Genomic DNA, 21,789 nt, shown 5'->3' with positions numbered 1-21,789 from the left:
ATTGGGAGGAAAGTTAAATGAGCTTTTACAGCCCCCTTGCTGATGTAGACCCCGAAGTATCCGGCGCGTTGGCGCGGGAGCTTGACAGGCAGCGCAACACACTTGAACTGATTGCATCGGAAAATATCGTCAGCCGGGCAGTTATGGAGGCCCAGGGATCGGTACTGACCAACAAATATGCCGAGGGACTGCCTGGACGCCGGTACTACGGCGGGTGCTCCTTTGTTGATGTGGCCGAATCCCTGGCCATTGAACGGGCCAAAAAGCTTTTTGGCGCAGAACACGCCAACGTGCAGCCCCACTCCGGATCCCAGGCCAACCAGGCTGCGTATTTCACGCTGCTGAACCCGGGGGACGGCATCCTGGGGATGAACCTGGCTCACGGGGGACACCTTACGCACGGCAGTCCCCTTAATATGTCAGGCCGCTACTTTAAAGTGTTTTTTTACGGGGTGGAGGAGGAAACTGGACGGATAAATTACGATAAAGTTTATGAGCTTGCTGTTCAAAACAAGCCAAAAGTAATTGTGGCCGGGGCCAGTGCTTACCCCCGGGAAATTTTATTTGATAAAATGAGTGAAATAGCCGGCCAGGTTGGTGCTTTCTTGGTGGTCGATATGGCGCACATTGCCGGGCTCGTAGCCGCAGGGTTACATATCAGCCCCGTTCCCTACGCCGACATAGTAACCACCACCACACATAAAACACTACGCGGGCCCCGGGGCGGGATGATTCTCTGTAGAGCAAAACATGCCGCCGCTGTGGATAAAGCCGTATTTCCGGGGATACAGGGTGGCCCTCTAATGCACGTTATCGCAGCCAAGGCTGTTGCTTTTGGTGAAGCTCTCCAACCCGGCTTCAAGGAATACCAGCGGCAGATAGTCGCCAACGCGCGGGCTTTGGCCGGTGCGCTGCTGGAGCGCGGGTTTGAGCTGGTTTCCGGGGGAACGGACAACCATATGATGCTGGTGGATCTACGCAATAAAAATATTACCGGTCGCGATGCCGAAAAGGTATTGGACGAGGTTGGCGTTACCGTAAATAAAAACGCGATTCCCAACGATCCACAACCGCCTGTGGTCACCAGCGGCGTGCGCGTGGGTACGCCGGCCGTAACCACCAGAGGGCTTAAAGAACAGGAAATGCAAGAGGTTGCGGAAATAATCCATCTGGCCCTTAGTTTTGGCGACGACCCGGCGCGTCGTAAAAAAGCGGCTGAAATGGCTGCCGGCCTATGCCGCCGGTTCCCCATTTACGAAGAGAGTGGTGTTTATGCAGCGCCCCTCATGGGATAGCTATTTCATGGAAATAACCACAGTGGTGGCGGGTCGTTCAACCTGCCTGCGCCGGAAGGTCGGCGCGATCATTGTGCGGGATAACCGGATTTTAACCACCGGCTATAACGGCGCGCCCGCCGGCCTGCGTCACTGCTTGGAAATAGGCTGCCTGCGGGAAAGCCGGGGTATTCCTTCCGGAGAAAGGCATGAGTTATGCCGGGGGTTGCACGCCGAGCAAAACGCTCTGATTCAGGCCGCCCTGCACGGTATTTCCATTGCGGGCGGTACATTTTATGTGACTCACCAGCCATGTGTGCTTTGCGCCAAAATGATAGCCAACGCCGGTATTAAAACAATAGTTTACCGGGGGGATTACCCCGATGAACTGGCGCTGGAAATTTTGGCGGAAGCAGGTATTGAGCTTAAGAAAACGGACCTTGATTGTTAGCGGTGGTGAATAAAGGTGCAGAAAAAAATAGTGGCCTTGCCCAAGCTTAACAACCTGACTCCCTCCATGGAGTCCACCGCGTTAAAGTTGATGGAAGAGGCGGGGGAGCTGGCCCAGGCCATCGGCAAGCTCAGAGGCATGAGCGGGGAAAAATGTACCGTTGACGAGCGTGAGGTGCTGGCGCTGATAACCAGGGAACTGCTGGATGTGGCCCAGACAGCAGTTTCAATGATGTTTGTGCTGGAAGAGCATTATCATGTAAGTATAGAAAAAGCTCTGGATGAACATATTAATAAACTGATCCGAAAAGGCTACCTTGTTCCGGAGCCATAAATTACAGTTATTATTATAGATAGTTTAAGCCTGACCCCGGGGGTGTGTATGGTGAAGGTGTTGGTTGTGTTTGGCACCAGGCCGGAGGCGATTAAGATGGCGCCGCTGGTGCAGTTGCTGCAAAGGGACGAGCAATTGGCATGCCGGGTGGCTGTAACGGCGCAGCACAGGGAAATGTTGGACCAGGTGCTGCGCCTTTTTGATATTGTGCCCGACCACGATTTGAACATCATGCAGGCGGGCCAGACCCTGTTTGATATAACGGGACGGGCCCTGGCGGGGCTGCAAAAAGTGCTGGAGCAGGAAAAGCCGGATTTGGTGCTGGTGCACGGTGACACCACCACCACTTTTGTGGCAGCCCTGGCAGCTTATTACATGCAAATTCCGGTTGGTCATGTTGAGGCCGGTCTGCGTACCGGCAATAAATATTCTCCATACCCGGAGGAAATGAACCGGCGGCTGGCCGGAGCGCTGGCCGAACTGCATTTCGCGCCCACGGCCGGGGCTAAGGCGAACTTGTTACGGGAAGGGGTCGACCCCGGGAGTATTTTTGTCACCGGCAACACGGTTATTGACGCGCTGGTGGCCACGGTGCGGCCGGATTACCGTTTTAGCGACCCGCTGCTGAACCGGCTGGTGTCCGGGGAAGGCCGGATCATACTCATGACCACTCACCGCAGGGAGAATCTCGGCGCGCCCATGCGGGACATATATTTAGCCCTGCGGGACACGCTGGATGATTACCCGGATATCCGGGTTATTTTTCCGGTGCACAAAAATCCGGCTGTGCGCCAGGTGGTGCAGGAGGTCCTCGGGGGCAATGACCGGGTGCACCTGGTGGAACCCCTTGATTACGAGCCCTTTGTCAATTTGATGTCCCGCTGCTACCTGGTATTGACGGATTCCGGGGGTATGCAGGAAGAGGCCCCGGCCCTGGGCAAGCCGGTGCTGGTGCTGCGCAATACCACCGAGCGCCCTGAAGCGGTGGATGCGGGGACAGTAATACTGGTGGGAACGGACCGCCAAACTGTGCGTGGGGAAACGGGACGGTTGCTTTCCGATGCAGACCACTATCGCTCCATGTCCGAGGCCATAAACCCCTACGGCGACGGCCGTGCTTGCACCAGAATTGTGCAGGCGATCAAGTTTGCATATCAGCTTGCCGCGGAAAAACCGGCGGAGTTTTCTCCCTTTGCATAAATGCATCGGCCCGAGGGCTTGGTACAAGTAGATATTATGATGCGGCTTTGCAAAAATACATCAATAATGTAAAAATGCATGACGGTCTCATTGGTGGGGCCGTTTTTCTGTCAAAAAGTTAATCTTCAGGTGCCAGGCACCTGAAGATTAACTTTTATAAAAATTGCTTAGCTGCGCTTGCAATGGCCAGAGGGCTACTCGCGCTAGCAGCCGGAATCTGCATGTGGCATGTCCGTTGCATGCATTTTGTTTCGAAAATCTTTGAAAACAAAGATTAATTTTGGGGGTCAGGCATCAGTTACAACTGCAGCCTGGCCAAATTAAAAAATGCAAGGAGGGTTTTTTAATGAATTTTGATTTAACTGAAGAACTGCTGGACATTCAGAAACTGGCTCGCGATTTTGCTGTAAAAGAAATCGCCCCCACTGTTGACGAGGATGACAAGGCGCACAGATTTCGCCGGGACCTGGTCAAGAAAATGGGCGACCTGGGCTTTTTCGGCTGCGTTATTCCCGAGGAATACGGCGGCAATGAAATGGGCTTTCTGGCGATAACCTTGATTGCCGAGCAAATCGCCCGGGTGCACAGCTCGATGCGCCTGCCCTTTAATATGAACGCCCTTGGCCCTGCCCGCACCATCTTAAATTACGGCAGCGAGGAACTGAAGCAAAAATACCTGCCGGGCCTCTGCGATGCCAGCTTGCTGGGCTGTTTTGCCATAACCGAGGCCAACGCGGGCTCCGACGTGGCCAGCATGAAGACTAAAGCGATCTGGGATGGCGAAAAGTATGTTTTAAACGGCAGCAAAATGTGGATCTCCAACGCTCCCGTGGCCGATATCGGCCTGGTTTACGCTTATACCAACCCTGAAGTCAAAGTAAAAGGCATGTCCGCCTTTGTGGTGGATTTTAAAACCCCGGGCATTTCCGTTGAGCCCATTACCGAAAAGCTCGGCACCTGGGCCGCACCCGTGGGCGTGGTGACCTTTGAGGATGTGCCCGTGCCCAAAGAGAACCTGCTGGGTAAAGAGGGCGAAGGTTTTAAAATTTGCATGAACCAGCTGAATGATACCCGCTTGGGCTGCGGCGCCGGTGCCCTTGGCGTTGCCCAGGCCTGCATTGACGCAGTTCTAACTTACTGCAATGAGCGGGAACAGTTTGGCCAGCCCGTGGGAATGTTCCAGATGAACCAGGATATGATAGCCCAGATGATCGTAAAAACCGAAGCGGCACGCCTGCTGATGTACAAAGCGGCGTATTTAAAGGATAAAGGCGTATCCTGCACCCTTGAAACCTCAATGGGCAAATATTTTGCGGCCGAGGCGGCCAACTACTGCGCCGACTGTGCCATGAAGATTTACGGTTCCTACGGCTATTCCGAGGAATACCCGGTGGCCCGCTACTACCGCGACGCCAAGTCTTATCAAATAGTTGAGGGAACCAGCAACATCCAGAAAATGATTATCGCCACCGATGCCCTGGGTTACCGCAAGGCCAACAGATAATTGATACCGAGGAGGTTAATTATGAGCCGGAAGTACGATGAGTTTAAACGCAGAAAAGAAGCAATCATGCAAATGGGCGGCGAAAAAGCCGTTGCCAAGCAGCACAAGGAAGGGAAGTTAACCGCGCGGGAAAGGGTGGAATATTTCTTTGATCCCGGCACATTTACTGAAATAGGCACTTTTGTAAGACACCGCATCACCAACTTCGGCATGGACAAAAAAAATGTTCCTGCTGAAGGAGTTGTCTGCGGTTACGGTAAAGTTAACGGCAGGATGGTCATGGTGGGTGCTGAAGACTATACCGCCATGGCCGGTACCTTTGGCGAATACCACGGTAAAAAATTTGCCGCTGCCATAGACATGGCCAAAGATATGGGCATCCCCTTTATTGGCATGAACGATTCCGGCGGCGCCAGGCTTCAGGAAGGCATCGATACTCTGCAAGCCTACGCCTGGCTGTTTAAAGCGCAGAACCTGGCTTCCGGGATTATCCCCCAGATTGCGCTGCTGCTGGGCCCCTGCCTGGGTGGCCAAGCTTATCACCCGGTGATGCAGGATTTCGTGATTCAAAGTCGAAATCATGGTTATATGGGAATTGCCGGTCCCGCTTTTGTTAAAACCCAGCTGGGCGTCGACATAGATCTGGAGACCCTTTGCGGTGTCGAAGCGCACGCTGTTAAATCGGGCTGCACCCATATTGTGGCGGGTGACGACAAGGACTGCATGAATAAGGCCAGAGAACTGCTGGAATACCTGCCCCAAAACAACAAGGAAAAACCGGCCCGGATTGATACCGGTGACGAGGCAATGCGCCTGGTGCCGGAAATGGACGGCATGATTCCCGAACAAACCATGATCCCTTATGACATGCATGAAGTTATCTTCAAGCTGGTGGACAATGGAGTCTTTTTGGAGATTATGCCAGACTTTGCCAAGAATGTGATTATTGGTTTTGCCCGGTTCAACGGTCGCAGTACAGGTATCGTGGCCAGCCAGCCCAACTGGATGGGTGGCGTGATCGATTGCAACGCGGCCGACAAGGTTGCCAGGTTTGTCAGGTTCTGCGATTTGTTCAATATTCCGCTGGTTAACCTGCACGACACCCCGGCCTATATGATCGGTCCCGAGCAGGAATGGAAAGGCATCCTCAGGCACGGAGCCAAAATGCTGTATGCGTACATCGATGCCACGGTGCCCAAAATTACCGTCATCATGCGTAAGTCCTTTGCCGGTGCGTACCTGGGCATGTGCTGCAAAGACACCGGCGCCGACATCGTTTACGCCTGGCCGGAGGCAACTATTACCATTGTGGGCGCGGAAACGGCAGCCAGCGTAATTTTTGCCAAAGAGATTAAAAACGCGGAAAACCCGGCGGAAGTCAGGGCTCAGCGGATCCAGGAATACCGGGATCTGTATGAGAACCCGTTCCACGCCGCGGAGCGTGGTTATGTTGACGACATTATCCTGCCTTCCGAAACCAGGAGGAAAATTTGCGCCTCATTGGACCTGCTCGAGAACAAGTCCGTGGCCCGGCCCTGGAGGAAATTCTCCAACATTAATATGTAAAGCGCGGCGGGGAGGTAAAAAATGGTTGATTGGGAAGCGGCCGCAGTAGTGGCCTTTACTGGAATCATATCTGTCTTTGCGGTGCTGGCGGTGCTTCAGATCGCCGTTCAGATTTCCGGCAGTATTATCAACAGCCAAATGAAGAAAAAGCAGAAGCAAAAGGCTTAGCGTTTTGAGGAGGTAATTTTATGATACAAATTAATGCTCCCATGGTGGGTAAAGTGGTATCGGTTGATGTCAAGGTGGGAGACAAGGTCAAGAAAAACGACGTTGTGGTTACATTGGAAGCCATGAAGATGCAAATTAAAGTCTACGCTCCTACCGACGGGGAAGTGGTTGAAGTTAACATTAACGCGGGTGATGTGGTCAACACGGATACTGTACTGGTAGCTTTAAACTAATTGTAAGTACTCAGGAGTCAGGAGACAGGAGTCAGAAGTCAGAATGAGAGAACGGTTTATTGTCGCGTAGTATTCTGAATTCCGGCTACTGACTACTGAATACCTGAATAAATAGAGGGCCGGGGAGGAAAGTGCATTGGGTCAGCTGGTAGATATTTTTAGTGGAATTGGGGTTATGCATCTAACTCTGGGTAACGTTGTAATGTGGCTGATTGCCTTTGCCCTCTTTTATCTGGCCATTGTCAAGGGGGTTGAACCGCTGCTTTTGGTTCCCATCGGGTTCGGCATTTTTGCGGCCAACTTCCCCCTTACCGGCCTTTTAGATGAAGGTGGGCTGTTTTATATCTTTTATCATTACGGTATTGAAACAGAGTTAATACCCCCGCTGATTTTCCTGGGGCTGGGCGCCATGACGGATTTTGGCCCGGTGATTGCCAATCCCAAGACGCTGTTGCTGGGGGCGGCAGCCCAGTTGGGCGTATATGCGGCGTTTTTCGGGGCGCTGCTGATGGGTTTCACCATCAGTGAAGCGGCCTGTATCGGTATAATCGGCGGAGCGGACGGTCCCACTTCCATTTTTTTGTCGGCCAACCTGGCCCCGCACATGATGGGCGCGGTTTCGGTGGCAGCCTATTCTTACATGGCGCTGGTGCCAATAATCATACCGCCCATTGCCAAGCTGTTGACCACCAGGCAGGAGCGGGCCATGGTGATGACTCAGATGAGGATGGTCGGGAAAACGGAAAAAATCGTTTTCCCGCTGCTTACCTCAATTGTTGTCATGCTGCTGGTTCCCAAGTCTGCTCCACTGATCGCCATGTTCATGCTGGGCAATTTGTTCATGGAAAGCGGTGTGGTGGAAAGATTGACCAATGTCAGCCGCAACGAGCTGATGAATATCGTAACTATCCTGCTGGGCGTGGGTGTTGGTTCCACCATGACGGCCCAAGTCTTTTTAACCTGGAAAACCATTGGTGTGTTCATTATGGGCGTTGTGGCCTTTGCCTTTGCCACGGCAGGCGGTGTGTTGATCGCCAAACTGATGAATTTATTCACCAAGAACAAAGTCAACCCGCTAATCGGGGCGGCCGGTGTTTCAGCAGTGCCCATGGCTGCCAGGGTTGTACATAATATGGGCACGGAGGCCAACCCGCAGAGTTACCTGCTGATGCACGCCATGGGACCCAACGTGGCCGGGGTAATCGGCACCGCGGTGGCGGCCGGTGCTTTCATCGCCGCGATAAAGTAAGGATGAAATAAGAGGGGCTGTGATTGATCCCCTCTGCCTTTCTTAAAAAATCCGGTGCCGTTTTTGGGCAGGACCGCCAGTTCCTGCATCTCTTTTGACCTCCTACGAGGTGTGTGGGGGACGGGGTTTTGCCCACCTCCAAAAACGGCTTTAATTAACTTAAATATTTAACCCACTGATTAGGAACATTTTGCAGGCTTCTTTTGGGGTTTAAATACTCAATCCTTCTTCCCTAATCCGGTTCATTTTGCGCACAATGGTGGACTGGTCCACCCGCAGCGCCCTGGCCGCCTTGTGGGTGCTCCCCAGTTCCTTCAGCGCGGCTCCGATCAGCTGCCGCTCCAGCTCCAGCTGCGCCTTTTTCAGGGGGATAATCCCGTTGACCACGATTCCTCCGGCCCCGGCGGCGGCTTGACCGGCTTTTCCGGCCGGCCCGGCCTGCGCTTGCGGGGTGAAATCCAGGGGGATTTCCACCGATGGCACAATTTCCCCGGGCGAGGTCACCAGCAGCCGCTCCACCACGTTTTTGACCTCCCGCACATTCCCCGGCCAGGAATGATTCAGTAAATCCTTATAAACGCCGGGTGAAAACTCCTTGCTGATACCGTAAACCTTTTCAAAATGCTTTTTGAAATAATAAACCAGGGGGATGATGTCGTCTTTTCTTTCCCGCAGGGGCGGGATTTTCACGGGCACCACGTTCAGCCTGAAATAAAGGTCCTCGCGGAATTTCCCCTGCTGCACCAGTTCCTCCAACTGCTTGTTGGTGGCGGCGATGATGCGCACGTTGACCGAGCGGGGCCTGACCCCGCCGACCCGGGTGATCTCTTTTTCCTGGATGGCGCGCAGCAGTTTAACCTGAAACGGCAGCGGGAGGTCGCCCACTTCGTCCAGGAACAGCGTCCCGTTGTCGGCCAGTTCAAACATGCCCGGTTTGCCCCCTTTGCTGGCGCCGGTAAACGCACCTTTGTCGTAGCCGAAAAGCTCGGATTCCAGCAGGTTTTCCGGAATGGCGCCGCAATTGACGGTGATAAAGGGCCCGCTGCCGCGTTTGCTGTGCTTGTGAATGGTTTTTGCCACCACTTCTTTGCCCACACCCGACTCGCCCAGCAGCAGCACCGTGGAATCAACCCGGGCCAGGCGCAGGGAGATGTCCATTACTTCTTTCATGCTGGTGGATTTAATCACCACATCTTCCTGCTCGATGAACTTTCTGCGTAACTGGGCCAGTTCGTCCTGGTAGCGCTCGCTCAGGGCCTTGCTTTGCTCCAGCTGGTTTTTAAGCTTATCAAGGTCCGTCATATCCCGGATGTTAATGACCACCCTGACTATTTCACCCTGCTGGTTGCGCACCGGGTTTCCGGTTATTAATAAATTGTGGTCGGCGGTCTGCTCGGAAACGGTGACGGCCTTATTTTTCTCCACAACGGCTTTGGTAATGTGCTTGGTGTAAATGCCGTTGTTGATGAGGTCCCGGATGGTCATTTCCTGCAGCGCGGCGGGAGATACCCCCGTGATCCTCTCGTTGGCCCGGTTGGCCCTGATAATCTTCCCGTCCCGGTCGGTAATTAAAATGCCGTCATAAGATGACTCGATGATGGTTTCCAGCTCTTTGTTCAGCTGCTTGACTGAGCTGAGCTCTTCGGAAATAAACTCAATTTCTGAAATATCCTGAAATACGCCGATGGCCCCCACAACTTTCCCCTTCTCCATGATCGGGCTGCGGTTGGTCAGGTAGGTGTGGGTTCCCGTGGAATACTCCACCGAAAACTTATAGTGGGATTGATACTGCCCGTCCTTTAGGATGTCCAGCAACCCTTGGGGTATAATTACTTCGGACAGGTGGCGCCCCAGGGCCTCGCTTTTTTTCCTGCGGGTGATTTTTTCCGCCGCCTGGTTGAACATGGTAACTATGCCGTCCTCATTAATGGCAACGATCCCGTTATGAGCCGAATCCATGATGGTTTCAATTTGCTGGAACATACTGCTGGCCATTTTAAAAAGGGCCTGTCCTGCTTCCGACCGGGCCATTATGCCTGTTGTCCGGCCCCGGCTGTCAACCACCGGGAATACATTGGCGGGCATGGTCCAGGAGTCTGTGACAGGGGTGTCTTCTTTCAGGACGAAGATGTCTTCCTGCATGATGTCCCGTACCTGTTTGCCTTCGACAAACATATCCGGCCCCGCTTTGACTATTTCCTCCCCGGTTACGATGCCCACCACTTGCCCCCGGCTATCAACAACCGGGACTCCGGGCAGCCCTGTGCTGCTGAGGATCCTCCAGGCCTCCAGGGCTGGTGCCGAGGGCTGTATGGTTATGTCGCATTTGGCCATTATTTCTCGAACTTGCACGAAAACGCACCAACCTTTCGCAGGGGACACGGGGACACGAGGGACACGGGGACAGGTCCCATGTCCCGACAAGGGACATGGGACCTGTCCCCGTGTCCCCCCCGTGTCCCTCCTCCCACCGCCTCTGTGTCCCGCCTGCTTTTGTCTTGTTATTATAACTTTATCTTCTTTTGAACGGTAAATCAATTTGTTCGAGGTGTCAGGCACCTGGGATGATCTGTAAAAATTTTTTCACGGGAGATGGTATGCATATTGCATGGTCATGTTTTACAGCGCTAACCGGTATTGCCGCCCGGCGGGCGGAAACACCGGCTTTGTGGTAAACGATACTCTATGGAGAGGGCCTTGCTGAGGCCTGCGCAAGCTAACAACTTGGAGGGGAGTTGACCTTGACGGACAGGAACAATGCCAACAAACAGATGTCTCTCAAAGACGCGGTAAGGAAATATGTAACAGACGGCTGCAGCATCACTTTCGGCGGGTTCATCGGCCGGGATTGTGTGGCTGCGGCACATGAAATCATCAGACAGGGCATCAAAAACCTGACGGTAATTGACGACAGTAAAACCGACGTTATGGATTTGCTGGTGGGTGCCGGCGCCGTTAAAAGGTGGGAAGGTGCTTACCTTGGCTACGGCGCCATCGGACTGGCCCCGAATATCAGGCGGTCCGTGGAGAAAGGCGTGCCGCTGAAAATTGAGTTGGAGGACTGGTCCAATGCCGGCATCAGCATGCGCTTTCTGGCCGGCAGTTTGAATGTCCCGTTTATGCCCACCAGGTCGATGCTGGGTACGGACATAGTCAAGTACAACCAGCGGATTAAATTGATTGAAGACCCCTATGAGGGCGCCACGGTGGCCCTCGTTCCCGCGGCCCATCCCGATGTGGCCGTAATTCACGTGCAACGGGCCGATGTCATGGGCAATGCCCAGGTTTGGGGCTTCACCGGCAATGATGAAAACAAGGCCCGTGCCGCCAGGCATACCATTATCACCTGTGAGGAAATTGTATCCACCGAGGAAATTCGGCGCCGGGGCAATATGACCCTGATCCCGTTTTATTGCGTTGACGCCGTGGTCCAGGTGCCGTACGGGTGTCACCCGCAGTCCTGCTACGGCTACTATGCCTACGATGTGCTGTTTTGCGGTGAGTATCACGAGTCGGCCAAAGACAGGGACAACTTTTTACGGTGGCTGGACCGCTATGTGCTGGGCGCCGCCGATCATCTCGCCTACTGTGAAAAGGTGGGCTGGGACAGGCTGCAAAAACTGATGGGGTTGGAGCGCCGCTTCAATCGCATTCCGGGCTAAGGAGGGTATATTTGATCATGGGCGATAAACGATACAGCGCATCGGAATTAATGGCCATAATGACCGCCAAGGAATTCAGAGACTGGGAAGTTGCCTTTGTGGGCATAGGCATCCCCCTGGTGGCCGGGATCACCGCCAAGCGGTTTCATGCTCCCAACCTGAATATTGTATATGAATCCGGCTGCATCGGGCCGCAAAAATACCGGGTGGATTTTAACGTCGGGGATTCCTCGGCGGCCGACGGCGCACTGTGCCTCACCTCGGAATGGCGCGTGTTCAGCGACATGCAGTGCGGGTACTACGATGTGGGAGTGCTTGGCGCGGCCCAGGTGGATAAATACGGCAACCTCAATACCACCGCCATTTTCGGCGGGCAGGACTACCAGTCCCCCAAAGTCCGCCTGCCGGGTAGCGGGGGCGGCAACGACATCGGCTCCAATATCGGCCGGGTCGTGGTGATGTTAAGATTGGAGCCGCTGAGGTTTGTGGAAAAGGTGGACTACCTTACTACGCCCGGCTTTCTGGACGGCAGCCCCGGTGCCAGGAAAAAGGCCGGCCTGCTGGGCAGCGGACCTGCCGCCGTGGTGACAGACAAAGCTTTATTCAGATTTGACCGGCAAACCCGTGAGATGTACCTTGATACCATTTACCCGGGGGTAAATATTGAGGAAATCAAAGCGCTGGTGGGCTGGGATTTAAAAATCGCTCCACAATTAAAAACCGCCCCCGAACCAACGGACGAGGAGCTGGAGGCCGTCCGGGCGGCTGACCCGGCCAACCTGATTATGGGCGGGGCCGCGGCCAGGAAAAGTTTGGCCGGTCTGGATGAGTATATTGAAATTACCGTTAAAAATTCAGGGAAATAACCAGGGGCTGCAAAAACCCCTGGTTTTCATATTATTGGGGACATACCTCCGACCCTAAAGCTTTGACCCTAAAGAGGAGGTGTGTCCCCTTTCTTTTTGGTAAAAATTTTTTGCCTAATTTATATTGTGAATTGCGTAAATTTAAAAGATTTTTAACAAATATATCGAATAATTAAAGTTGTGGGATGCGAATCGGCATTTTAGGATTCCCAAATGCATTTAATTAAATGCATTATAGTTAAAGCGGCCCCAAAAGATTAACGGAGTTATGATTCCGCTCTGCATCATGGTTTTTGTATACATTTTTCAAAACATTTGTAATTGTACAACCTCCATTTGGCCTGCGTTTTGCGTAAGGTTAATGCCATGCTGTAAGAAATTTTAGCAAAGGAGGTATGGTTGAGTTTTTCAAGGCTTATACAATATTGATTTTGGGGAGGTTAGTGTGTGAGCGGAAACAATAATGACAACTTTGTAAGAGTTCTTTCCCGCAAGGATGTGTTGGCCTTGGCCTTTGGCGCCATGATCGGCTGGGGCTGGGTGGTTCTGGCGGGCTCGTGGGTTAACTCCGCCGGTTCACTGGGGGCCATGCTTGCATTTTTAATGGGCGGCTTGCTGGTGGTATTGGTGGGTTTAACTTACTCCGAGCTGGCTGCGGCCATGCCGCTGGCCGGCGGTGAACATGTTTACAGTTACCGTGCTCTCGGTGTGTCGGCCTCATTTATTTGTACCTGGGCGATTATATTGGGTTATGTATCAGTGGTTGCCTTCGAGGCAGTGGCGCTCCCCACCGTCGTGGAGTACCTTTTCCCCGGCTACAAATTCGGATTTCTTTGGAATATTGCGGGCTGGGATGTTTATGCTTCATGGGTTCTGATCGGAGTTACCGGCTCGATTTTAATGACCATAGTCAATTATGTGGGCATTAAGGTGGCAGCTTTTTTGCAACTGGTATTTACAATCGGCATAGCCCTGGTGGGATTGGTGCTGATCGGCGGGGCGGTTGTAAACGGCAGCACCGCCAACATGGAGCCCCTTTTTGTTAACGGCTTTAAAGGTATATTTACCGTAGCGATTATGACCCCGTTTATGTTTGTGGGGTTTGACGTCATCCCCCAGGCGGCGGAGGAAATCAATATACCCTATAAGTCCATAGGTAAAATATTGCTCGTTTCCGTTTTTCTGGCGGCATTGTGGTATATTATGGTTATCTTTGGCGTATCCCGCGCCCTCACGGCCGAGCAAATGAACAACGCTTCCCTGGTGACGGCGGACGCCATGACCAAGCTGTTCGGCGGGGCCTGGGCCGGCAAGCTGCTGATTATCGGCGGCATTTGCGGTATCCTGACCAGCTGGAACGGGTTTTATATCGGCGGCAGCCGGGCCATTTACTCCATGGCCCAGGCCAAAATGCTGCCGGCCTTCCTGGGCAAATTGCACCCAAAGTATAAAACACCTTATTATGCCGTTATATTAATTGGGGTGTTATCAACTCTGGCGCCCCTGTTCGGCAGAAAAATGCTGGTTTGGCTGGTGGACGCCGGCGGCTTGGGCATTGTGGCGGCCTATTTCATGGTCTCGCTTTCCTTTGTGGTATTGAGGAAGAAGGAACCCCACATGAAGCGTCCTTTCAAGGTTCAGGCGGGGAATTTGGTGGGGTACCTGGCGGTGATCCTGAGTTTGTTGTTTGTTCTTTTGTACCTGCCCGGCAGCCCGGCGGCCCTGGTATGGCCGTATGAGTGGCTGATCTTTTTGGGTTGGTCTGTTATCGGTGTCGTATTCTTTATCTGGGCCAGGTCTTCCTATGGCAAGGATGAAGCGGACAGGGCCATGCGGGAGCATATTTTCAGCAAGCTTGAAAACGATAAAGGTCTGGCGGGATAAATGCTTCGTTAGAAAGCCGGCGCAGCGCGGCGCCGGCAATTATATTTTAAGGGGGTATCTCCGGTGAGGCTGGAGGACGGGCTGGAATACATTTGCGGCGGGGTGTTGATGGCTGATGCTTCCGGTGCAATAACCTACATGAATTCCACGGCCAGGGGCTACCTGAACTTAAAAAACAAACCGTGGGCGGGTCTCAGGCTTTCCGACGTCCTGCCCGGTTTAAATTTTAACCTGAAAAACTGTGATCTGGACCAAAAAAACCAGATCATAGAAGTTGCAGGAAAGACTTTAATTTTGTGTTTCAGGACAGTTTGCCGTAATGGTGACCCCGTCGGGCTGGTGATAACTTTAAAAGATATTAAAGAATTGGAAGGGATCAGTGATGAATTAGGCTCGGTAAAAAGCCTGTACCAGGAACTAAAAGTTATTTTTGATAATTCTTACGATGAAATTTTTGTAACTGACGGAAACGGTGTTGCAGTTCGGGTCAACAAGGTTTGCGAAAAATATTACGGTGTATCTGAAGATAAAATTATCGGCAAGCACGTCAGTGAACTGGAAAAGCTGAATTACTATTCGCCATCGCTTGTGCCCAGGGTGCTTAAAGCCAGAAGGCGGATCACCGCTGTCCAAACCGTAAAAAACGGCCAAACACTTATTGTTACTGCAAATCCGGTGTTTGATGATGCGGGGCGTATTACCAGGATTGTCTGCAACTCCAGAGATATTACCGAATTAATGAACCTGCAGCAGCGCCTGGAAGATACCCAGAGGTTGGTGCAAACTTACCGGGAGGAACTTGCCCAGCTTAGGAATGCCAGTTTGCCGCAGAATGAAATTGTTGCCGAAAGCCAGTCGATGAAGCAGATCCTTGAAACAACGGAAAGGGTTGCCCAGGTGGATTCCACCGTCCTGGTGGAGGGTGAGTCGGGTGTCGGCAAGGGACTGGTGGCTTTAAGAATTCACCGCGCCAGCAGGAGGGCCAAGGGGCCCTTTATTGTGATCAACTGCGGGGCCATCCCGGAAAACCTGATTGAGTCCGAACTTTTCGGATATGCTGCGGGGGCGTTTACCGGGGCCAATAAGGAAGGCAAAAAAGGACTTATTGAAATGGCGCACGGCGGTACCGTTTTTTTGGATGAAATTTCCGAGCTGCCACTGCCTCTGCAGGTAAAGATTTTGCATGTAATTCAAGATAAAAAAATCATGCCGGTGGGGTCTTCCGATTACAAAGAGGTGGATATTAGAATTATCGCCGCAACCAATAAGGATTTGCATAAACTGGTGGCTGAAAATCTGTTCCGGGAAGATCTGTTTTACAGGCTGAATGTGGTGCCCGTTGTTATACCGCCTTTAAGACACCGGAAAGAAGATATACCCCATCTAATTAATCATTTTGTCAAAAAGTTTAATGAGCAGTTGGGCACCAGGAAATCAATCAGCCAGGAAGTAATGAATACCTTAATTGCATATGATTGGCCGGGCAATGTCCGGGAACTGGAAAATTTAGTCGAGAGACTGATGATAACTTCCATCTCAAATATTATTGCCGCGGTTGACCTGCCCGAACGCATCACCCGGGCTGACGGCGGCACGGGTAAAAACAAGGTGATGGTTGTCGACCTTTGCCCCATGAAGGATGCCATAGGGCAAATTGAAGCTCAGCTGTTGGAAAAAGCGCACAGCAAGTATAAGAATACTTATCGCATGGCTGAGGCTTTAGGCATTAACCAATCAACGGTGGTGCGCAAAATGAAAAAATATTTTGGTAAGGAAGATCAGCGTGAGTAGCGCCGGTATTTTTTCTGTGGATGTAGACTTGGGCGTGGTGCTGGCCAAACTCGTCAAAGAGCCATGTTGCCAAAAGCCCAAAATTACCGTATCTCTTGCGGGGCCCGCTACCGTGCGTGAACTGGTAGCTTTTTTGGGAATTCCCGGGGAGTATATCAGTTTTGTTACTGTAAACGGAGAAAAAAAAGATTGGGCCTCCCCGCTGGGGCCCGGTGATAAAATAATACTTTTTCCCTATATAACAGGCGGCTAAAGGAGGCAGAAGTCAAATTCTTACTACTAATTCTGTCTGCCTGAATAGTAAAACGCCATTTTGAAAAGGAGGATTAAAAAATGGGAAAAAATGAAGAGCTTCTAACAAGAAAAAACAAACTGGTGGCCCGCGGCATCTCCAATTCCACTGGTATTTTCGTAAAGGAGGCCAGGGGGGCGACTATAATTGACGTGGAAGGCAACGAATATATTGACTTTTACGCCGGTATCGGCACTCTCAACGCCGGGCACTGCCCCCCGCCCGTGGTGGCTGCCATCAAGGAGCAGGCGGAAAAGTTTTTGCACACTTGTTTTATGACTACCATGTACGAGCCATATCTGGACCTGGCGGAAAAGCTGATTGAAATCTCACCGGGCAGCTATGAAAAAAGAGCCATGTTTGTCAACAGCGGTGCCGAGTGTGTTGAAAACGCCGTTAAAATCGCCAGGTTCCATACCAAGAGGACCGGCGTGATCTCCTTTGAATGCGCGTTTCACGGCCGCACTTTAATGACCATGAGCCTGACCAGCAAGGTTAAGCCCTATAAATTCGGGTTCGGGCCATTCGCCCCCGATGTTTACAAAATCCCGTCCGCTTATTGCTACCGCTGCTACTACAGGTCGACTTACCCCGGCTGCGGCATGCACTGCCTGGAACAATTCGACAGGATGTTTGCCGCCGAAGTTGCACCCGAGAACGTTGCGGCAATGATTATCGAGCCCGTCCAGGGCGAGGGCGGTTTCATTGTCCCGCCGCCGGAATTCCTGCCCGGCCTGAGGAAAATCTGTGATAAACATGGTATCGTCTTAATTGCTGACGAAGTTCAGACCGGTTTTGGCCGGACCGGTAAAATGTTCGCCTGCGAGCACTGGGGACTCGAGCCCGACCTGATGACCGTGGCCAAGTCAATTGCCTCCGGCATGCCCCTCAGCGGCGTTGTGGGCAAGGCCGAGATCATGAACGCACCGGATCCCGGACATATCGGCGGCACCTACGGCGGCAACCCGGTATCCTGCGCGGCCGCCCTGGCCACCATCAACTACATGCAGCAGGAAAAACTGGTTGAGCGCGCCCGGGAGATCGGGGATAAAACCCGCAGCCGGATGCTCGAAATGAAGGAAAAATACCCCATTGTCGGCGATGTGCGCGGCCTGGGCGCCATGAACGCCATCGAGCTGGTTAAAGACAGGGAAACCAAGGAGCCGGCCAAGGAAGCGACGGCAGCCGTCACCAAGTACTGCGTTGACAACGGCGTTATCGCCATCAGTGCGGGTATATTCAGCAACGTGATCCGCACCCTGATTCCTCTGGCCATTACCGACGAGCAGCTGGAGCGGGGCCTGGACGTTCTGGAACAAGCCGTAGCCCACGCCTCGAAGTAGGGGCGGACGACCCTGTCCGACCGTCTCATGATTAATTAAATAGTTACTATCTGATTAGCCTGGTAATACAATGACCTGACCAGGGAGGTAGAGTATGAAAGGATTTTTTGGAAAACTGTTACGAATAGACCTGACCCGGCAAAGTTACGCCCAAGAGACTATTCCAGATGAAGTTTTTAAACAATATCTTGGCGGTAAGGGACTGGGCTCCTACCTGCTGCTGCAGAACGTCAAGCCCGGCATCGACCCCCTTTCCCCCGGCAACAAACTGATTTTCACCACCGGTCCGTCCACCGACACAGCCATGGTGGGCAACAGCCGTTATGGTGTATTCGGCAAGTCACCGCTTACCGGCGGCTATGCCGAATCATATGCCGGGGGCAGGGTGGCCCCGGTTATGCGCCGCACCGGCTACGACGCCATAATATTTGAAGGCGCCGCGGATAAACCGGTGTTGGTGGAAATAAGTGACTCCGGCGTGTCGTTCCACGATGCTTCCGGGCTTTGGGGTCTGGATACCTATGCCGCCGAGGAAGAAGCATTGAAACAAGTCGGCGTGCAGGGGGCCCAGGCGCTGGTGATCGGCCCTGCCGGGGAGAACCTGGTTCGGTTTGCCTGCATCGAGAACAACCGGTGGAGGTCAGCCGGCCGAGCCGGCATGGGGGCGCTGATGGGCTCCAAAAAGCTGAAAGCGGTAGTGTTCCACGGCAGCGCCAAAGCGGAAATCGCCGACCCGGAATTGCTTAAAGCAGTGGTTAAAAAAATCCGGGACCTGGGCAAAGGCAACCCCGGGGTGGAGAACTACCGCAATTACGGCACCACTGTGATGGTTAAGATTATGAATGGCGCCAGGGCCTTCCCCAACCGTTACTGGAACAGGGCGGTTGACCCCAACTGGGAAAACCTGAGCGGTGATACCCTGCTGCAGCAGTATAAGGTTAAGCCTGCCGCCTGCCCCAACTGCTTTATGGCCTGCGGGAAGCATGTTTCCATCGATTCCGGCGAACATGCCGGCCTAGAAATCGAGGGCCCCGAGTACGAGACCATTTACGCCTTCGGGGGGCTTTGCTCCATTAACCGGCTGGATCAGGTGGCCTATCTTAACGACCTGTGCGACCGCCTGGGCATGGATACAATCACTGCCGGCAACCTGGTGGGCTTGGTTATGGAAGGCACCGAGCGCGGCCTGATCGATACCCCGGTCAGGTATGGGGATGCCGGGGCTGCTGCAGAACTGGTAGCTCAAATGGCTCAGCGCACCGGACTGGGAGAAACCCTGTCCCTTGGCATCAAGGAGGCAGCCGCCAAATTGGGCTTGCAGGATATCGCCATTCATGTTAAGGGAATGGAGCCTCCCGGGTATGACCCCAGAGTGCTTAAAGGGATGGGGCTGGCCTACGCCACCTCGGCCAGGGGCGCCTGTCACTTAAGGGCCACGTTTTACAGGCCCGAGCTGGTTGGGATGATTGACCCTTCCACCACCGAGGGCAAGGCCGCGCTGTTTATCGACTTTGAAAACAGGCTGACCATTTTTAACACCCAAATACTGTGCGTGTTCTTCAGGGATTTAATCACCTGGGAGACGCTGGTTGAATTAAACAAGGCCATCACCGGCCTGGAGTTCACCAAGGAGGACTTATGGGCAATAGCCGATAGAATTATAGACGCCACCCATAATTTTAACCTGCAGCAGGGTCTTTCCAGGGCAGATGATACCATACCTGAAAGGTTGTTTAAGGAAAAAGTCAACGACGGTCAAAACGGAATAACCCCGGCTGAACTTAACCGCATGGTTGATGACTACTATCAATTGCGCGGGTGGCAATAAGTTGCTAAAAAGTTACCATAACTATTTAGCATCTTTAACTACTCAGGAGTCAGAAGTCAGAAGTCAGGAGTCGGAATGAGAGAACCGGCTCGGGGCATCCTGAATTCTGACAACTGCCCTGAAAATGGATTTTCATCAACTGCTGGTGCCGCGCCAGCGGCATGGATGTCTGAATTCTGAATACCTGAATAGTAACAAAGTGCCAAAAGCCCCGGGAATTACTTGGCCCGGGGTTTTGCATTTAGTATACACTGTTTTATATTTGAGACGTTTGTATCATGTTTGATGCAGACATATTTATATTAGTCGAAATTTTGTGCAGGGGGTTGTAAGCTCAGTAAAGATAAATATTTTCTGAAAATAAACACAATTCAAGCAAGTGCTCTTTGTTCGGGCATGTTTCATAAGTGAGACAACCTTCCGGCGGGCGCTGCCGGATAATGCTGATGTGAACGCTGCAAGCAGCCATTTTTCAGACTTTTGGAGATGTGGCACTTTGCTTGCATACTTTTTTATATACTTTTAGTAAACTGAGTATCTGCTCAAGTGACAGTGAGGCAGCCTCTCGTTGCGAGCGCAGCGAAGCGATCCCGGCAATGGGGTTGCCGCGACGTTTAATTCGGAGTTACTAAAACTATCAGGAGGTCAACATGAGTAAAAATTACGACGAAATTATCGCCCAATCACAAAGGTACCTGGACATGATAGCCAAGGAGGAGCTCACCCAGGATGAAAAGGAATGGGTTGTGAAGGAGACGGTGGATGGTTTCCGGGAAAATGTCAACCCCGGGTTCCTTGAATACAGAAAATCAGTTTCCACCGACTATACTTCCGTGGAGTGGAAGGACGCCGGCTCAACCTTCACTGACATTTGGGGCAAAGAGTTTATCGATTGTCTCGGCGGCTACGGAATTTACAATGTCGGACACCGTCATCCCAAGGTGATGAAAGCTGTTCTGGACCAGCTGAAGCGCCAGTCCCTGCACAGCCAGGAACTGCTGGACCCGCTGCGCGCCCTCTTGGCTAAGCTGGTTGGCGCCATTACCCCCGGCGACCTGCAATATGCTTTCTTTGTCAACAGCGGCACCGAGGCCGTTGAAGCCGGCCTCAAATTTGCCAAAATGGCTACCGGCAGGCGCAGCTTTATTGCCACCACCCGGGCTTTTCACGGCAAGTCCCTGGGTTCGTTAACCGCCACCGCCAAAGGTGTGTTTAGAAAGCCTTTCCTCCCGCTGGTGCCCGGTTTTCACCATGTTCCATACGGCAGCGCCGAGGCGGTGGAAATGATGCTGGAAAGCTGCGCGTTTATTGGGGAAGAAGTTGCCGCCGTGATTGTTGAGCCCATCCAGGGTGAAGGCGGCGTAATTATACCGCCGGATGACTACCTGCCCAGGCTGCGTGAACTCTGCGACAAGTACGGGGCGCTGCTCATCCTTGATGAAGTGCAGACAGGCATGGGCCGCACCGGGAAAATGTTTGCCTGCGAGCACAGCAACGTAGTGCCTGATATTATTTGCCTGGCCAAAGCCTTTGGCGGTGGAGTCATGCCTATCGGCGCCACTGTGGCCCGCAAGCCCATCTGGGAAAAATTAGTCGACAATCCGTTCCTGCACACGACCACCTTCGGCGGCAACCCGGTCTGCTGCGCCGCTGCCATTGCCAGCATCAACGTGCTGCTGGAGGAAAAACTGCCCGAGCGTTCAGCCGAGTCCGGCGCTTATATGTTGGGTAAACTCTACCAGCTGGCAGAAAAATATCCTGCCGTTGTTGAAGAGGTAAGGGGCAGGGGTTTGATGATCGGTATCGAATTTTTAACTAACGAATTGGGCTACGAAGTTGCCAAGGGACTGTTTGCCAGGGGTGTACTGGTGGCCGGAACGCTGATCAATGCCAAGTCGATCCGGATTGAGCCGCCCTTGACCATAACCAGGGAACAACAGGACCAGGTTATTGAGCGGCTGGACGCCACTCTGGAAGAAGTCAATAAAACGGCCGGCAAATAGTTATTCCTAGCTCTTTTGTCATTGCGAGCGCAGCACATTTGTCATTGCGAGCGCAGCGTGGCATTAATTTGTAGGGGCGGACGACCCTGTCCGCCCGCCCCAATAGGCTATCCAGTTTAGCTCTCTAATACAAAGGGAGGCA

The 21,789-nt window shown here is 52.8% G+C and carries 18 protein-coding genes; 17 read left to right on the top strand and 1 reads right to left on the bottom strand.

Translation table 11 applies throughout. The annotated features are described in order from the left end of the window. Positions 1–17 precede the first annotated feature (17 nt). The 9 genes from H569_RS0106900 to H569_RS0106860 all read left to right on the top strand — a co-directional run bounded on the left by H569_RS0106900 (position 18) and on the right by H569_RS0106860 (position 7,978). Positions 18–1,295 carry a serine hydroxymethyltransferase gene (locus H569_RS0106900; protein ID WP_027364399.1) on the top strand — a complete coding sequence of 426 codons (1,278 nt, stop codon included), beginning with the start codon at positions 18–20 and terminating at the stop codon, positions 1,293–1,295. Then, positions 1,273–1,725: a deoxycytidylate deaminase gene (locus H569_RS0106895; protein WP_027364398.1), complete on the top strand. Its 453-nt coding sequence runs from the start codon at positions 1,273–1,275 to the stop codon at positions 1,723–1,725. The genes H569_RS0106900 and H569_RS0106895 overlap by 23 nt, the downstream gene beginning before the upstream one ends. A 66-nt stretch (positions 1,726–1,791) precedes the next feature. Then, positions 1,792–2,058: a MazG-like family protein gene (locus tag H569_RS0106890; protein ID WP_407638044.1), complete on the top strand. Its 267-nt coding sequence runs from the start codon at positions 1,792–1,794 to the stop codon at positions 2,056–2,058. A 48-nt stretch (positions 2,059–2,106) separates the two neighbouring features. Then, complete coding sequence (wecB, locus tag H569_RS0106885; RefSeq protein ID WP_027364396.1) at positions 2,107–3,258, top strand: non-hydrolyzing UDP-N-acetylglucosamine 2-epimerase; 1,152 nt, start codon at positions 2,107–2,109, stop codon at positions 3,256–3,258. A 346-nt stretch (positions 3,259–3,604) separates the two neighbouring features. Continuing rightward, positions 3,605–4,762, top strand: a complete 1,158-nt coding sequence (gene acd / locus H569_RS0106880; RefSeq protein WP_027364395.1) for a glutaryl-CoA dehydrogenase Acd — start codon at positions 3,605–3,607, stop codon at positions 4,760–4,762. Between the two features lie 21 nt (positions 4,763–4,783). After that, positions 4,784–6,328 carry an acyl-CoA carboxylase subunit beta gene (locus H569_RS0106875; RefSeq protein WP_027364394.1) on the top strand — a complete coding sequence of 515 codons (1,545 nt, stop codon included), beginning with the start codon at positions 4,784–4,786 and terminating at the stop codon, positions 6,326–6,328. Positions 6,329–6,349: 21 nt separating this feature from the next. Further along, a complete protein-coding gene (locus H569_RS21700) occupies positions 6,350–6,496 on the top strand; it encodes an OadG family transporter subunit (RefSeq protein WP_081410910.1) in 147 nt (48 codons plus the stop codon). A 20-nt stretch (positions 6,497–6,516) separates the two neighbouring features. Continuing rightward, the gene (locus H569_RS0106865) at positions 6,517–6,729 is read left to right on the top strand and encodes a biotin/lipoyl-containing protein (RefSeq protein WP_027364393.1); all 213 of its coding nucleotides are present in this window, start codon (positions 6,517–6,519) and stop codon (positions 6,727–6,729) included. 175 nt (positions 6,730–6,904) lie between these two features. After that, positions 6,905–7,978 carry a sodium ion-translocating decarboxylase subunit beta gene (locus tag H569_RS0106860; RefSeq protein WP_051273406.1) on the top strand — a complete coding sequence of 358 codons (1,074 nt, stop codon included), beginning with the start codon at positions 6,905–6,907 and terminating at the stop codon, positions 7,976–7,978. A 210-nt stretch (positions 7,979–8,188) separates the two neighbouring features. On the opposite strand, the gene H569_RS0106855 is transcribed toward H569_RS0106860, so the two are convergent. Beyond that, positions 8,189–10,330: a sigma-54-dependent Fis family transcriptional regulator gene (locus H569_RS0106855; protein WP_027364391.1), complete on the bottom strand. Its 2,142-nt coding sequence runs from the start codon at positions 10,328–10,330 to the stop codon at positions 8,189–8,191. 389 nt (positions 10,331–10,719) lie between these two features. Between H569_RS0106855 and H569_RS0106845 the strand changes: the two genes are divergently transcribed. The 8 genes from H569_RS0106845 (at position 10,720) to H569_RS0106810 (ending at position 21,647) form a co-directional block, all read left to right on the top strand. After that, a complete protein-coding gene (locus H569_RS0106845; RefSeq protein WP_027364390.1) occupies positions 10,720–11,640 on the top strand; it encodes a CoA transferase subunit A in 921 nt (306 codons plus the stop codon). A 17-nt stretch (positions 11,641–11,657) separates the two neighbouring features. Next, positions 11,658–12,506, top strand: a complete 849-nt coding sequence (locus tag H569_RS0106840; protein ID WP_027364389.1) for a CoA-transferase subunit beta — start codon at positions 11,658–11,660, stop codon at positions 12,504–12,506. A gap of 447 nt (positions 12,507–12,953) precedes the next feature. Next, on the top strand, positions 12,954–14,390 hold the full coding sequence (locus H569_RS0106835) for an APC family permease (RefSeq protein ID WP_027364388.1): 1,437 nt from the start codon (positions 12,954–12,956) through the stop codon (positions 14,388–14,390). Between the two features lie 63 nt (positions 14,391–14,453). Then, positions 14,454–16,181, top strand: coding sequence for a sigma 54-interacting transcriptional regulator (locus H569_RS0106830; RefSeq protein ID WP_114679266.1), 1,728 nt, complete (start codon positions 14,454–14,456; stop codon positions 16,179–16,181). Continuing rightward, positions 16,174–16,434, top strand: coding sequence for a MoaD/ThiS family protein (locus tag H569_RS19510; protein ID WP_034629818.1), 261 nt, complete (start codon positions 16,174–16,176; stop codon positions 16,432–16,434). Before H569_RS0106830 ends, H569_RS19510 begins: the two co-directional genes overlap by 8 nt. 80 nt (positions 16,435–16,514) lie before the next feature. Continuing rightward, the gene (gabT, locus tag H569_RS0106820; RefSeq protein WP_027364386.1) at positions 16,515–17,816 is read left to right on the top strand and encodes a 4-aminobutyrate--2-oxoglutarate transaminase; all 1,302 of its coding nucleotides are present in this window, start codon (positions 16,515–16,517) and stop codon (positions 17,814–17,816) included. A gap of 94 nt (positions 17,817–17,910) precedes the next feature. Then, on the top strand, positions 17,911–19,644 hold the full coding sequence (locus H569_RS0106815; RefSeq protein ID WP_027364385.1) for an aldehyde ferredoxin oxidoreductase family protein: 1,734 nt from the start codon (positions 17,911–17,913) through the stop codon (positions 19,642–19,644). A gap of 650 nt (positions 19,645–20,294) precedes the next feature. Beyond that, positions 20,295–21,647 (top strand): putrescine aminotransferase, encoded by a 1,353-nt coding sequence (locus H569_RS0106810; RefSeq protein ID WP_027364384.1) that lies wholly within the window; start codon positions 20,295–20,297, stop codon positions 21,645–21,647. Positions 21,648–21,789: the final 142 nt, after the last annotated feature.

Source organism: Desulfotruncus alcoholivorax DSM 16058 (genome assembly GCF_000430885.1).
Classification (GTDB): Bacteria; Bacillota; Desulfotomaculia; order Desulfotomaculales; family Desulfallaceae; genus Desulfotruncus; species Desulfotruncus alcoholivorax.
The sequence above is the reverse complement of the archived record's forward strand: the minus strand, read 5'-3'. Positions and strand labels throughout refer to the sequence as shown.